Here is a 13735-nt window from a genome sequence, read left to right as displayed (position 1 = left end):
TCGTTCTTGTTGTGGTATTTTTTTTAACCGTTGTGAATTCGTTAATTTCATCCAACACGGAGGAAACTGTGAAGAAGACTTTGGTCGTATTGTTGGCAATCGTGGCCGTGGCAGCTGCCGGCTGCAAGAAGAAAGAAGAAGCTCCGCAGGCACCTGCACAGCAGGCACCGGCTGCAGCCCCCGCAACCCAGATGCCCGCAGCAGCTCCGGGCACCGATCCGCACGCTGGTCTGAAGCCGCAGGAAGTAAAGCCGGGCGCAGGTCACAAAGGCAAGGTCCTCGAGACCATGGACTCCGGCGGGTACACCTATGTCCTGATCGAAGAGAAAGGCGAGAAGCTGTGGGTTGCAGCAATGCAGACCAAGGTGAAAGTCGGCGACACCGTCGAGTTCCCGGACTCCCCGCCGATGGTCAACTTCCAGAGCAAGACTCTGAAGCGCACCTTCGACAAGATCATCTTCGCACCGGGCCTGGCCGTCAACAAGTAAGCCGCTCCCGTAGCAAGGATAAAAAAAGGCGCTTCCCGCAAGGGAGGCGCTTTTTTTGTTGTCTATCCGGCAACATCCAATCTCTTATGTGCCGCCCACGAAGCGCAGCACGTGACTAACGTCCTCTCCTTTGCGAAGGGGAGACAGAGGGGATTTGATTTTGGGGGGCAGTTAAGAGCAAAAGGCAAATCCCCCCTGCCCCCCTTCGCAAAAGGGGGGAACTCTAGGCCAAGGGTATCGCCCAAACCGAGAGGCTTACTTCCTGCGGCCTGCTTTGCTCCCCGCCTTACCGCGCCCGACGCCCGCCTGCGTCGCCCCCTCCAGGGCGGCATCATCATTCGGATCGAGCTCCAGCGCCCTCTGGTAGTGACGCGCCGCCGCGGCGCGGTCCCCCTGGGCCAAGGCCAGCTCCCCCAGTGCCACGAAGGCGGGAAGGTGGTTGGGAACCAACTGCGACAGCTTTTCATAGCAGCGCGTGGCGCCGCCCAAGTCGCCGCCACGCTCCTGCACCCCCGCCATCTGCAGCCACCCCCAAGGGTTGTCCGGTTCCTGCCGCGTCATGCCCCGGCACAGCCTGAGCGCACCCTCCCAGTCCCCCTCCTGCTCCAGCGCTTCCGCCTGCAGCAGCTCAGTCACGAAGCTGTAACCCACCAGTTCCCGCTGCGCTGCGAAATCGGTTCGGGTGAAGCGGGCCTTCTTGCCCGCCTTTTGCAGCGCCTTCAGTATGGACTGGCGCGAACGCTCCACGAACGGGTCGCGGCGTACCAGGAAACCCTCCCCTTCCTTTTCCTCGAAGAGATCGGCCGGCACCTCGTGACGCCGCACCGCACCGTGCAGCAGTTCCGTCCCGGGATAGTAGACCAGGGGCGAGACCTGCCCGTCCTGGGGCCGGATCCGGTCGATGAGGCGCACGGTCTGCTGCAGGTCGGCGTCGCTTTCCCCGGGTATCCCGGTGATCAGGTAGACCGAAAGGTTGATGCCCGCCTGGCGCGCCGCTGCCGCGGCCCGCTCCACATCCGCCGGCAGGATCTTTTTCCCCAGGGCCTTGAGCATCTCCGGCGAACCGGACTCCACGCCGAACTGGACGCACTCGCACCCGGCCCGCTTCATCGCCACCAGCATCTCCAAGTCCACCGCGTTGACCCGGGACTGGCAATTCCAGAGGATGTGCAGCCGCTGCTCCTCGATCAGGCGGCAGATCTCCAGGACCCGGGCACGGTTGGCGGTAAAGGTGTCGTCGCGGAAAGAGAAGTATATGAGGCCGTAACGCTCCTTTAAAAGGCGCAACTCCTCTACCACCGAGGCGGGAGAGCGGAAACGGACGCCACGCCCCCAGAACAGCGGAGAAGAGCAGAACAGGCAACTTGCGGGGCAGCCCCGCGAGGTGATCACGAACTCGAGCTGGCGCCGCAGGTCCACGCCGATAGTCTCGCCGGGGTCCACACCCGGCAGGGGAAGCTGATCCAGGTCGGCCACGGCGGCCCGAGGCGCTCCCGGCACGACCTCCCCCCCCTCCCGGCAGGCGACGCCTGGCACCTGCGCCAGGGACCGGCCGTCAGCGCGTGCCTGCGCCAACTCCAGCAGGGTCTGCTCCCCTTCCCCGAGCACGATCGCGTCCACCTCGCTATGCCGCTCCAACTGCTCGCGCCAGGAGTGGGTCGCGTGCGGCCCGCCCAAGACGACGCAACCTGAGGGGTGGACCTCCTTGGCCAGGGCGGCCAGGCGGATCGATTCGGAACGGTTGTGGGTGAACTGGGAGATGCCGACCAGGTCGGGGGAGAGCCGCTGCAGCAGTGCGCGGACCTGCGCCCAAGAGGAGCGGGAAAGGTTGGCCAGGGTGACCTGGTGCCCCGCCCGCCTGAGCACCGCGTTCAGCGAGAGTAGGCCGACCGGCAACAGCGAGGTGAACGGGTCCTTGGCGCCTTCGGGGTGACATTTGTAAGCCAGGAGAATCTTCATGCGGAGCCCATAAAAAAATCCGGCCCAAGGGCCGGATTCGTTGACGATAATCGAGGAGACCGGCTAGTTGCTGGTCAGGCCGTCCTCTTCCATGGCGTTTTCCGAGTTGTCCTCCTCAACACCGAGGATCAGGTCGTCGAGCTGGAATACGTCGGGGTTGACCTTGGCGATCCGCTTGGCGCCCAGGAAGCGCGAACGGTAGTAGGAGGTGTTCAGCGAGGAGATCACGACCCTGCGGTCACGCGAGGAGGCGTGGATCATTTTGTTGTTACCGAGGTAGATGCCGACATGGGAAGGATAGGAGGCATAGGTGGCGAAGAAGATCAGGTCACCCTTCTGCAGGTCACCCGGCGCCACGGCGTTGCCGACTTCGAACTGCTCGCGCGCGGTGCGCGGCAGGGAGACTTCCAGTTCCTTGAAAACGTGCTGCACGAAGCTGGAGCAGTCGATGCCGGAGCGCGAGCTGCCACCGAAGCGGTAGCGGGTCCCCAGGAAGCCATAGGCGGATTTCTTCAGCTCCTTGATGCCGTTTGCCTTCAATTCGGTGTTCTTGGAAAGATCGACCTGGTGCTCCGGCTCGAGCGAGGCGAGTTCCTGGATGCTCTGCTCGTAATCTTTTTCGTTAAAGAGATCGGGGTGACGCAACTGCAACTTCTTAGTAACCTTGACCTTCGGCTCGTCCGCGGGCTCGCTTTCCTTGAGCACCAGCACCTTTCCCGCCTTCACCCTGCTGCTGGTGATGCCGTTGAGCCTCTTCAGCTCGGCAACCGAAACGCCGGTCTTCTTGGCGATGCGGGACAGGGTCTCGCTCTTCTTTACCTTGTACACCTTGGTGTCGGCGGCCGATGCGCTCTTCCCCTCGGAAACGGAACGGGGGGGGATGACCAGGAGCACGCGCGGCTTGACGCTGTTGCCGACCAGGTTGTTGGCGGCCTTCAGCTCTTCGACGGTAACGTTATATTTTTTGGCGAGGGTGTATAAGGTTTCGTGCTTTTTTACGCGATGGGTCTTTGCGGCGAAGGCGAGCGAAGGTATGGAGAGCATGACGATGCACAGGGTAAAGAGCTTCAGGCTTTTTATCATGAATCCTCCTTCATTGTTCTAGAAAAAAAAGCGGGTGCGTCAATTTATATAACAAATGACACACCCTGTCAACTTTTATGACCGTTCAGGTGACAGCGAACGAAGTCAACTTCCGGAATTTACTATAATTACCGCTTGCGGATCGGAACCTTCGCTTGTTTCTTTTCCACCACCACCCGCACCAGGGAGCGGTCCAGGTTCACCACCACGACGCCGGGCGGGAGCCGGATCAGGTCCTTGCTGATCTGGATATTGTTGTTCCCCTCCTTGGCCTTGGAGAGGTCCAGGTCCACCACGATGTCCAGGTTCTTCGGAGAGGCTACCAAGTTCGAGAAGGATTTCAGTTGCAGATCCACCTCGTCCGGGAAGCTGCGGGTCAGAGTGAGGTTGTCGGGGAGGTTATGGAAGGTGACCGGGGCCGTCACGGTAAGGATCTCCCCCTGCCGGTAGGTAATCAAGAGCCAGCTCGCCACCACTACGCAGAAGATGGCGACCTTGGGCCAGAAATTGGAGAAGAGGCGTTTGAAAACGCCAACGCGCTGCTCCTCGCGGGAGAGCGGCTGCAGCAGTGAGGTGAGGCACTCGTGCAGCTGCGCCTGCGACGCCATGACCTCCAACTCACCCTGCCGCGACAGGGAAACCTGGCCCCGTTCCTCGGATACGACCACGATGACGGCGTCCGAGCGCTCGGAAAGGCCGAGGGCGGCGCGGTGGCGAGTGCCGAGATGCTGCGGCACGTCGGCACTCACCGACAGCGGCAGGTGGCAGGAAGCGAGCGCGACCCTCCCGTCCTTCACCAGCACCGCTCCGTCGTGCAGCGGCGAACCGGGCATGAAGATGCTGGTGACCAGGGAACCGCTCACTAAGGAGTCCATGGGGACGCCGTGCAGGATGAGGTCGTCCAGAAGTTCCTCGCGCTGGAACACCACCAGCGCCCCGATGCGCTGGGAGGCGAGCGAGAAGACCGTTGAAGAAAACTCCAGCAGGTCGAGCCGCACCGCGCTCTCCTGGTGTTCGAACAGGTTGCGCAGCAGGCTCAGTCGGTACAGGGCCTGGCGGATCTCGGACTGGAATACCACGATCAAGAGGACGAGAAGCACCGTTCCCAGTTCCTGCAGGATCCAACTGGTCATGAAGAGCCCCAAGCTCTTGGTGACGAAGTAGATCACGCCCAGGAACAAGAGCCCCAACACTACCTGGAGCGCCTTGGAGTTCTTGAACCAGCTATAGAGCTGGTAGAGCAGAAAGGTCATGATCAGGATATCGGCGATATCCTGGGGCCTGATTTGGGGGAACAACGGTTGCCTCCTTGGGGGATGGCGCTGGCGCGGACCAGCGGACGGCCTTAAAAGAAGGCAGGGCCGCTTTTTGCTGGCAAGCCGTGGCGCTTTGTGCTAAAAATCAAGCCTTGCCAAAGGGCTTCCCGACGCGGGAAGCGGTCAAAATTTATAGCATTTCAGGCACCAAAAAGGTAGGAAAATATGTACGCATTGTCGGAAAAGGGTGAGCGCATTCGCGCCATGTTCGGGAGCATAGCTCCGCGCTACGATCTTTTGAACAGGCTCTTGTCGCTCGGCATCGATCGCCGCTGGCGCCGTTTCGCCGTGGGCAAGATCGGCCTGCGCGGTCCCGGGCTCGTGCTGGACGTGGCAACCGGCACCGGCGACGTGGCGCTCGAGGTAGCGACCCAGACCCCCACTTCCGTCAACATCGTCGGCATCGACTTCACCCCCGAAATGATCGACCTGGGACGGGTCAAGGTGCAGGAGTCGCGTCACGCCGGGCGTATCAAGCTGGAGGTGGCGCCCTGCGAGGACATCCCCTACCCGGACGGCAGCTTCGACGCCGCTACCATCTCCTTCGGCATCAGGAACGTGGTCGACCGCATCAAGGGGCTGACCGAGATGCGCCGGGTGCTCAAGGACGGCGGCAAGATCGTCATCCTCGAGTTCTCCACGCCGACCATGCCGGTGTTCAAGAATATCTACCACTTCTATTTCCTGAAGGTACTCCCCAAGATCGGCGGCGCCTTCTCCCGGTTCAGCGCCTACCAGTACCTGCCCGATTCCGTCCTCGAGTTTCCCTCGCGCGAGGTGTTCAAGGGGATGATGGAGCAGGTCGGTTTCAAGGACGTGCACCACTTCGACCTCACCGGCGGCATCGCCACCGTCTACGTCGGGACCAAGTAGAAGCAGGTTGAGGTTGAGTTAAGGCAAAAGGCTGTGGTCAGTGACCGCAGCCTTTTCTTTTGCCCGCCGCACAACTTTCGCGCGCAGCAGCACTCCCTGCAGCACTCCCTACAGCACTCCCAGCAGTCCACGAAGCACTGCACCCGCCCTCGCGTCCCCCCCTTTGCGAAGGGGGGACAGGGGGAATTTGCCCTTAGCATTCTTAACCTAAACCTAAACCTGCTTCTGAAACATGACCCGCGCCACCGGCATCTCCGGCGCGTCGACCTCCTCTTCCAGCAGCAGGATCCTCCCCTCATACCCGCCGAAGATGCGTCCCAGCTCTCCAGGCTGCAGCAGGAAATCCTTGCGATGCTCCCCCGGCATCCCCGGCGCGTCCAGTATGGTCTCCATGAGCAGCACCCCGCCCGGGGCGAGCGCCTCCATGAGCGCCGGGATCAGATCCCGCATCAGGAAGTTGAAGTTGAGGATCAGGTGGTACTCCCCCTGCGGGCGCCAACACTCCAGGTCGGCCTCGATGAACTCCACGGCGACGCCGACCTCGGCCGCCTGCCTCCTGGCGCGTTCCAGCCCCCGCGGCGAAATGTCTACTCCGGTCGCCTCGAAGCCGTGCTGCGCCAGGTAGATGCAGTTGCGCCCCTCGCCGCAGGCCAGGTCCAGCGCCCGCCGCCCTGGGACCAGGGACATGATACGCTCCAGGGAGTTGGCCAACAGCCGCGACGGGGTCAGCGAAAAGAAAAGCTCCGGACCGCTGTAACGCTGGTCCCATTTGACGCGATCGGACTCCATACCCTCCCCCTCCCCTGCCTTATTCCCAGCGGTGCCCAAATTCCCCATTTTCGTCTCGATTGTCAAGCCTTTCCACCGCCATCCGGCATGCCGCCGCGCCGCCCGACACAGCACGCACGGTATCAACGACTTTTTCTGTCGCACCTATGTGGTTTGCTGTAGAAAAACAGGAGGTGCACCATGATCTACCTAACCAACGACGCACTGGACCAGGCGGTCTACTTCGAGATGCGGGGCAAGGAAGCGCTGCGCACCGGCAGATCCTTCCAGCAGGTCTACCACGGGCTTTTGGGCAACGGGGTGCACGAAGTAGAGGTAACCCTGAAAAGGAGAAGGGGCTCCGTCGAGGTCGCGTTCGGCGACAGCGCGCTTTTCTGCTTCGTGGAAGAGGATGCTCTGCGCCGGATGCTGGAAGGGATGATGAAGGAAAAAACGGTGCATTAAACTCCGGCTCCACCCTGCTTGACTTCGATCCGACGGGCGGTAGCATTAGCGGATGCTAATTATTGCCGATCGGTCGGGGTTCACATGCTGCCACACGTTCCACGGCGCACTGCTCCCCTTGGGCCGAAATCCTCCGGTTGACGCGACCTTGCCGCCTGCGGCGAAGACCGGACCGGCCGGGATACCGCCAGGATCGGCAGGGGGGACACCAATGAGAAAATGGTTGTTGTGCGTTCTGGTGCTCTGCGCCCTCCCGGGGCTGCGCGGTGTGTGTCACGGAGCAGGCTTCAAGGTCAGCGAGCAGGGAGCCAAGGCGATGGCGATGGGGAACGCCTTCGCCGCACAAGCTGACGACCCGAGCGCCCTGTACTTCAACCCTGGCGGCATCGCGTTTCTCCCGGGGATCCAGGTGAACCTGGGGTCGACCGGTATCATCGTGCCCCAGACCGAGTTCCAGGGAACCACCCCCCTCTCCGGCACCCCGCCGCTCGACACCGGGGCCACTACGGTCACCGAGCGCTCCCGGCGCGATATCGTCATCGCCCCGACGCTGTACGCGACCTACGCGCTGGAAAACCTTCCCGTCACCCTCGGCCTTGGCGTCAACGCGACCTACCCGCTGTCCAAATCCTGGAGCGACTCCAGCGTGTTCCGCAACCAGGTCCAGATCGCCTCGATCAAGCCGATCAACTTCCAGCCCACCGCCGCCTACCGCTTCGACAACCTGAACCTGGGCGTCGCGGCCGGGATCGACGTCACCTACGCCGTGGTCACGTTGCAAAAGTCGCTCTACGCTCCGGTCATCGACCCCACCGCGCCGGCGCCCCCCTTCGGGGCCTACGAGTTGGGCTCGCTCGGCGTCGACGGCACGGCCACCGACGTGGGCTACAATTTCGGGCTGCTCTGGAAACCCCGCGGTGACCTCAACCTGGGCCTCGCCTACCGGAGCAAGATCACGCTCGACATAAAGGGCGACGCCAACTTTCTCGCCACTACCCCGACCGGTCTTGGCGCCATCGGCCTGGCCGACTCCGCCCTTTCCCCCTACACCAGGGCCCGCGCCAGCAGCGACGCCTCCACCAGCATCACTCTCCCCGACACCCTCGACCTCGCCGTCGCCTGGCGCCCGACCGACAAGGTCACCCTCGAATTCGACGCCACCCGCACCGGCTGGAGCAGCTTTAAAAAGCTCGAACTCCACTTCGACTCCGCGCAGGTCGCCGCCTTCAACAACCAGCCCGACCCGAGGAACTGGCGCGATGTCTGGAGCTACAAGTTCGGCGCCCAGTACCAGATGAATCAGCGCCTGGCCCTGCGCGCCGGCTACTCCTTCGACGAGTCTCCTGTCCCGAACGAGACCGTGGACCCGTTGCTCCCCGACGCCGACCGGCACAGCTTCTCCGTGGGCGCGGGCATCGGCAACGCCTTCGGCACGCTCGACCTCGCCTACATGTGGGTGCACTTCGTGGACCGCACGGTGCACAACCAGGACATGACCACCCTGCGCGGTGCCAACGGCATCTTCAAAAGCGACGCCTACCTGCTCGCCGCAAACCTGAATCTGAAGTTCTGACGCCCCTGCGGAGGAAACCATGAGCCAGCACCTGCTACGCCTGTCGGCATCCTGCTGTTCGTCCTGACCTTGGCCGGATGCGGTTCGGACTCGGGGATGAGCCAGTCGGCAAGCCCCAACACCGCCCTCTTCGACCCCACCACCAGTGAAGTGCCGCTCCCCAACGTGCTGGCAACCGCCACGGCCCGTGACCCGATCACCCAGTACACCGACCCGGCAACGGGGACGGTCGGCGTCAGACCCGCGAACCGTCCCATGAACCCGCTGGAGGCCCTCACCTACGTGAACCGCTACGAGGTGGGCAGCACCAACGCCGTGGCCGGGGTCAACGCCCCGATCTACCTCCGTTTTGCCCGGCCGCTACAGCCCGCCACGGTGAACGGCAACAACATCAAGGTATTCCTGATCGGGGCCGACAGCGCGGCGCCGACTGCCACCGAGAACAACCCGCTGCGCTTTACCGACGTGACCGGCAACTTCAGCTTCAGCTATACCGCCGGGCGCAGCGACGTCTCGCTCTTCCCCAGGTTCCCGCTCCAGCCCGGCAGCCGCTATCTCTACCTGGTGACCAACCGGGTCAAGGACGCGGCCACCGGCGGCTCGGTGAGCAGTTCGGTCTACTTCTCTGCCTTGAAGTCGCAGCTCCCATTGCTCGGCCCCTTCGAGCCGCTGGAGCAGATCAGGAGGAACACCGTCGACGGCAGCGGCAACGTGCTCTTCTCCGGCTACGCCAAGGTCATGAACGACCTGACCGCTGCCCCCGCCGTGAGCGGCGTATCGAGCCGGGGCCAGATCGCGCTCCTGGGGCGCTTCAACACCACGGCGGCGGGTTTTGTCGCTGCCGACCCGGCCGACCCGGTGGGGAGCCTGGTACCGGTGGAGAGCGCGCTGCGGGCCTTCGCCGCCGGCAGCGACCTCCCCGGTGGCCTGCCCGGCAAGAGCTGGTTAGGGGCGGGGTTGAACGTTGTGACCGTCACTGCCACCCTGGCGCCCGCCACCTACTGGGGCATGGTCCTGGCCGGGACGGGGATTCCCGCCGTGGCCCCGGCGAGCGTCGGCGCGGTGATCACCGGGAGCATTGCCACTGCGGACATCTCCATGAATCCGGTCGTGGCACGCGGCAACCCGGTCATGAACCAGAACCTCACCTTCGGCAGTTACAGCGCGGCGAGCGCCGTGGTGCAGCCCTTCCGCGACCCGGGCACCGGCAGGCTGACCGGCTTCTACTACAGCGACCGCCGCATCCCCTTCGTCTACTTCGCTCCTGCGGGAACGGCTCCCGCCGGGGGATGGCCGCTGGCCATCTACCAGCACGCCATCAACGGCAGCAAGGAGCAGGCGATCGCCGTGGCCGGCAAGCTCACCGCGGCGGGGTTCGCCGTGGTCGCCATCGATCTCCCGCTGCACGGCGCCCTCGCCCTGTCAGGTCACCTCACCGGCACCACCTGGGGAGAGGACTTTATCGCGCTGGGAGCGCCGCTGGCCGCGCGGACCAACGTCCAGCAGGCCGCCTTCAACCTGGACCGGCTGGAACTGGTGCTGGCGACACCGTCATTCAACCCCGCTTTCGCGGCGCAGGGATTCGCCACCCTGGGGGCCAACGCCCCCAACGCTGGGCGGAAACCGAAATACGTCGGCGTGAGCTTGGGCGCCATCGTCGGGGCCTACTACCTGGCCGGCAACGCCACCCTCTCTGCGGCGCCCGGCACGCCTCCCTATACCCAGGCCACCCTCGACGCCGACATGAAGGGGCTCTTGAGCGTCCCCGGCGCGCGCATCGCCTACCTGTTGCGGGACAGCGTCGATTTCGGCCCCAGCATCGACGCCGGCCTGGCCCGCGCCGGGATCTCGGCCGGTTCACCGACCTACGAGAAGTTCTTCCAACTGACCCAGTCGGTGTTCGACCCGGTCGACCCGGCCACCATGACGACGCCGCTGCCCGACCTGCGCACCGGGAGCGCGCTCCCCTCGAGGCTTTCCGGCAGGGTGTTGATCCAGGAGGCGACCAGCACGGCCTTCGACGCCAACGGACGCCCGACCAACGGCGACAAGGTCATCCCCAACTGGAGCACCCGGTACTTGGGCGACGCCCTGGGAGGGCGCGGCGCACTGGGGACCCCGGAGGCCCTCGCGGTGGCGCCCGGCTTCGACCAGTTGAGCTATCTCTCCGGCAGGGTGCCGGTTCCCTTCATGATGACTGCCTCCGGCGGCACCGTGGTCCCCAAGGTCGCTCCCGCCGCGGGGGACGCTGCGGCTACCGGGCCGCGCGAAGGATACTTCCAGTTCGACCAGCCCGACGTGAGCCACGGCTTCCTGATCGATCCGGTCACCTCCCCGGTGAGCTTCCTCCTGGGCCAGCGGCAGATGGGTTATTTCGTGAGCACCGGGCTCGTCATCGATCCCACCGTCGTCTCGCTGTCGCTGCCCAAGCCGGCCCGCGCCCTGCAGGCCCTGCCTCCTTACCGGGTGATCCCCCCGCCGCAGTCGCGGCTCTTCGCCTCCCCGTCCTGATTCCGGCCGGGCCCCGCCACTCAAAGGCGGGGCCCTCCCCCCCGCCGCCACCACCAAGGCTCCGCAGCCTCCCCCATTTACCGTGCAGAGACTCCCCAGGCAAACTTAGCTCTCGACAAAATTGGCCTTTTGCAATATATTCCGCCAATCGTGTATACATTTTTTTGCCGTGCCGTCCGCGCGGTTACGGATACCAGTCACCATCAATCCCACGCAAAGGAGAACAGAACCGATGGCAACTCCAGAGTTCAAGTACCAGGAAGCTTTCCCGCTCGGGCCGGACACCACCAAGTACCGCCTCATCCCGGACTCCCAGCAGTACGTTTCGGTCGCCAACTTCGAAGGGCAGGAGATCCTCAAGGTAGCTCCGGAGGCCCTCACCGTGGTCGCCAACACCGCCATGAAGGACCTCTCTTTCCTGCTCCGCCCGGAGCACAACGAGATGGTCGCCAAGATCCTGACCGATCCGGAAGCCTCCCAGAACGATAAGGGTGTTGCCCTCGCCTTCCTGAGAAACGCCGAGGTTGCCGCCAACTTCGAGCTCCCGGTCTGCCAGGACACCGGCACCGCCATCGTCATGGGCAAGAAGGGGCAGCAGGTCTGGACCGGGACCAACGACGAGGAGTACCTCTCCAAGGGGGTCTACCGGACCTATACCGAAGAGAACCTGCGCTACTCCCAGACCGTCGCCCTCGACATGTACAAGGAGACCAACACCGGGACCAACCTGCCGGCGCAGATCGACCTCTATGCCACCAAGGGCGCCGAGTACAAATTCCTGTTCATGGCCAAGGGTGGCGGCTCCGCCAACAAGACCTACCTGTACCAGGAGACCAAGGCGCTCTTGAACCCGGACAGCCTGATCAAGTTCCTGGTGGCCAAGATGAAGACCCTGGGCACCGCGGCATGCCCCCCCTACCACTTGGCCTTCGCCATCGGCGGCACCAGCGCCGAGGCCTGCCTGAAGACCGTCAAGCTCGCCAGCGCCAAATATCTCGACGCGCTGCCGACCAGCGGCAATGAGCATGGCCAGGCCTTCCGCGACCTCGCCCTCGAGGCGGAGCTCTTGAAGGCGGCGCAGGAGTCCGGCATCGGCGCCCAGTTCGGCGGCAAATACTTCGCCCACGACGTGCGGATCATCCGCCTGCCGCGTCACGGCGCATCCTGCCCGGTCGGCATGGGCGTTTCCTGCTCCGCCGACCGCAACATCAAGGCGAAGATCAACAAGGAAGGGATCTGGGTCGAGCAGATGGACGAGAACCCGGGGCGCCTCATCCCCGAGCGTTTCCGCGGCAAGCATGAGCACGGCGTCAGGATCAACTTGAACCAGCCCATGAAGGACATTCTGGCCGAACTCTCCAAGCACCCGGTCTCCACCCCGCTGCTGCTCTCCGGCACCATCGTGGTCGGCCGCGACATCGCGCACGCCAAGTTCAAGGAAATCCTCGACTCCGGCAAGCCGCTTCCCGAGTACCTGAAGAACCACCCGATCTACTACGCGGGCCCGGCCAAGACTCCGGTGGGCAAGCCCTCCGGCTCCTTCGGCCCCACCACCGCCGGCCGCATGGACTCCTACGTCGACCTCTTGCAGGCCAACGGCGGCTCCATGGTCATGATCGCCAAAGGTAACCGCTCGCAGCAGGTGACCGACGCCTGCCAGAAGCACGGCGGCTTCTACCTCGGCTCCATCGGCGGCCCAGCCGCGATCCTCGCCGAGGAGAACATCAAGAAGGTGGAATGCATCGACTTCCCCGAACTGGGGATGGAGGCGGTCTGGAAGATCGAGGTGGAGGACTTCCCGGCGTTCATCCTGGTGGACGACAAGGGGAACGACTTCTTCAAGCAGTTGGGTATCTAAAATGAGGTAAGGGGGCGAATGATTATTCGCCCCTACAGAAGCACAGCAAAGACAGAAAAGCCCCCGTTGCCGTCATGGCAGCGGGGGCTTCGTTGTTTCAATGAGACAACCGGAGCAGCCGGGATTGAGCCGTCAGCAGGAGTAGGTTTTACCAGCCCCCAGCCACTGTCCTTACATATAAACCATGACCCGAAAGTGGAGCCTGCCGTCCATGGTGGTAAAGGGGATGGTGACCCCCTTGCACTGCACGCTCATGCTCCCGTCCGTGGCGGCCTGTTCGGGGGGATCGGTCATCGGCCGCAGGCGCCCGGAAAGGACCAGGGGGAGCCCCAGGGCGACGCTGCCGTACTGCTCGTGGTACTTGGTCTTGAAGACACCGGCGATGTTATTGGCCACCTCGCCGACCGCGTCGTTGATCGCCTCGTCATCGGCCTCGTCGAGCATCAGGAGATCCTTGGCAATCTGTTCCGCCGGTCCCTTCTCGGTCGCGAAGATGATGTAGCCGACCCGGTCTCCGGCGACCCCCACGATCCCCACCACGTCACTGGTCAGCGGGTTGATCTTCTTCTCAACCTTGCCGGCATAGATGTCGGTATTCATGTAGCTTTTGAAGGTGTCCTGGGTGGCGGACATGATGGTGAACATGATCTCTTCGAACGTTATGCTGTTGCTCAAGGCAACCCCCTTTACAGCAATGGATAACTGACAATTGACAGTTGACTATGGAAACCAGAACTGCCGTCACCTATCCTTTCGTCATTTACCGCAGAACCTTTAGCGAGTGGTTGCCGGTGCATCGCATCCTTGAGAAGAAAATCGCCAAAGTCCATGGTCAATCGGC

Annotated in this window: 11 protein-coding genes; 6 read left to right on the top strand and 5 right to left on the bottom strand. The window is 63.4% G+C overall.

The window, feature by feature from the left end; translation table 11 throughout:
* Window positions 1–68 precede the first annotated feature (68 nt).
* Window positions 69–488: a hypothetical protein gene (locus tag JFN90_RS16575; RefSeq protein ID WP_199396240.1), complete on the top strand. Its 420-nt coding sequence runs from the start codon at window positions 69–71 to the stop codon at window positions 486–488.
* Between the two features lie 255 nt (window positions 489–743).
* On the opposite strand, the gene JFN90_RS16570 is transcribed toward JFN90_RS16575, so the two are convergent.
* The 3 genes from JFN90_RS16570 to cdaA form a co-directional block, all read right to left on the bottom strand.
* On the bottom strand, window positions 744–2447 hold the full coding sequence (locus JFN90_RS16570; RefSeq protein WP_199396239.1) for a B12-binding domain-containing radical SAM protein: 1704 nt from the start codon (window positions 2445–2447) through the stop codon (window positions 744–746).
* A 63-nt stretch (window positions 2448–2510) separates the two neighbouring features.
* Window positions 2511–3530, bottom strand: a complete 1020-nt coding sequence (locus tag JFN90_RS16565) for a C40 family peptidase (RefSeq protein WP_199396238.1) — start codon at window positions 3528–3530, stop codon at window positions 2511–2513.
* A gap of 128 nt (window positions 3531–3658) precedes the next feature.
* Window positions 3659–4828, bottom strand: a complete 1170-nt coding sequence (gene cdaA / locus JFN90_RS16560; RefSeq protein WP_199396237.1) for a diadenylate cyclase CdaA — start codon at window positions 4826–4828, stop codon at window positions 3659–3661.
* A gap of 183 nt (window positions 4829–5011) precedes the next feature.
* Here cdaA and ubiE point away from each other — a divergent pair, with 183 nt between their 5' ends.
* Window positions 5012–5719: a bifunctional demethylmenaquinone methyltransferase/2-methoxy-6-polyprenyl-1,4-benzoquinol methylase UbiE gene (ubiE, locus tag JFN90_RS16555; RefSeq protein ID WP_199396236.1), complete on the top strand. Its 708-nt coding sequence runs from the start codon at window positions 5012–5014 to the stop codon at window positions 5717–5719.
* Window positions 5720–5932: 213 nt separating this feature from the next.
* Here the strand turns inward: ubiE and JFN90_RS16550 are convergent, their stop codons facing one another.
* A complete protein-coding gene (locus tag JFN90_RS16550; RefSeq protein ID WP_199396235.1) occupies window positions 5933–6508 on the bottom strand; it encodes a class I SAM-dependent methyltransferase in 576 nt (191 codons plus the stop codon).
* 180 nt (window positions 6509–6688) lie between these two features.
* Here JFN90_RS16550 and JFN90_RS16545 point away from each other — a divergent pair, with 180 nt between their 5' ends.
* From JFN90_RS16545 to JFN90_RS16530, 4 genes are all read left to right on the top strand, one after another.
* Window positions 6689–6952, top strand: coding sequence for a hypothetical protein (locus JFN90_RS16545; RefSeq protein ID WP_199396234.1), 264 nt, complete (start codon window positions 6689–6691; stop codon window positions 6950–6952).
* A gap of 211 nt (window positions 6953–7163) precedes the next feature.
* On the top strand, window positions 7164–8525 hold the full coding sequence (locus tag JFN90_RS16540; protein WP_199396233.1) for an OmpP1/FadL family transporter: 1362 nt from the start codon (window positions 7164–7166) through the stop codon (window positions 8523–8525).
* 96 nt (window positions 8526–8621) lie between these two features.
* Entirely contained in the window at window positions 8622–11036 is a 2415-nt protein-coding gene (locus tag JFN90_RS16535) for an Ig-like domain-containing protein (RefSeq protein ID WP_199396232.1), read from the top strand.
* Window positions 11037–11268: 232 nt separating this feature from the next.
* Window positions 11269–12894 (top strand): fumarate hydratase, encoded by a 1626-nt coding sequence (locus JFN90_RS16530; RefSeq protein ID WP_199396231.1) that lies wholly within the window; start codon window positions 11269–11271, stop codon window positions 12892–12894.
* A gap of 171 nt (window positions 12895–13065) precedes the next feature.
* On the opposite strand, the gene JFN90_RS16525 is transcribed toward JFN90_RS16530, so the two are convergent.
* Complete coding sequence (locus JFN90_RS16525; protein WP_236019036.1) at window positions 13066–13569, bottom strand: chemotaxis protein CheX; 504 nt, start codon at window positions 13567–13569, stop codon at window positions 13066–13068.
* Between the last annotated feature and the right edge of the window lie 166 nt (window positions 13570–13735).

The sequence above is a fragment of the Geomonas propionica genome (assembly GCF_016458235.1).
Taxonomy (GTDB): Bacteria; Desulfobacterota; Desulfuromonadia; order Geobacterales; family Geobacteraceae; genus Geomonas; species Geomonas propionica.
The sequence above is the reverse complement of the archived record's forward strand: the minus strand, read 5'-3'. Positions and strand labels throughout refer to the sequence as shown.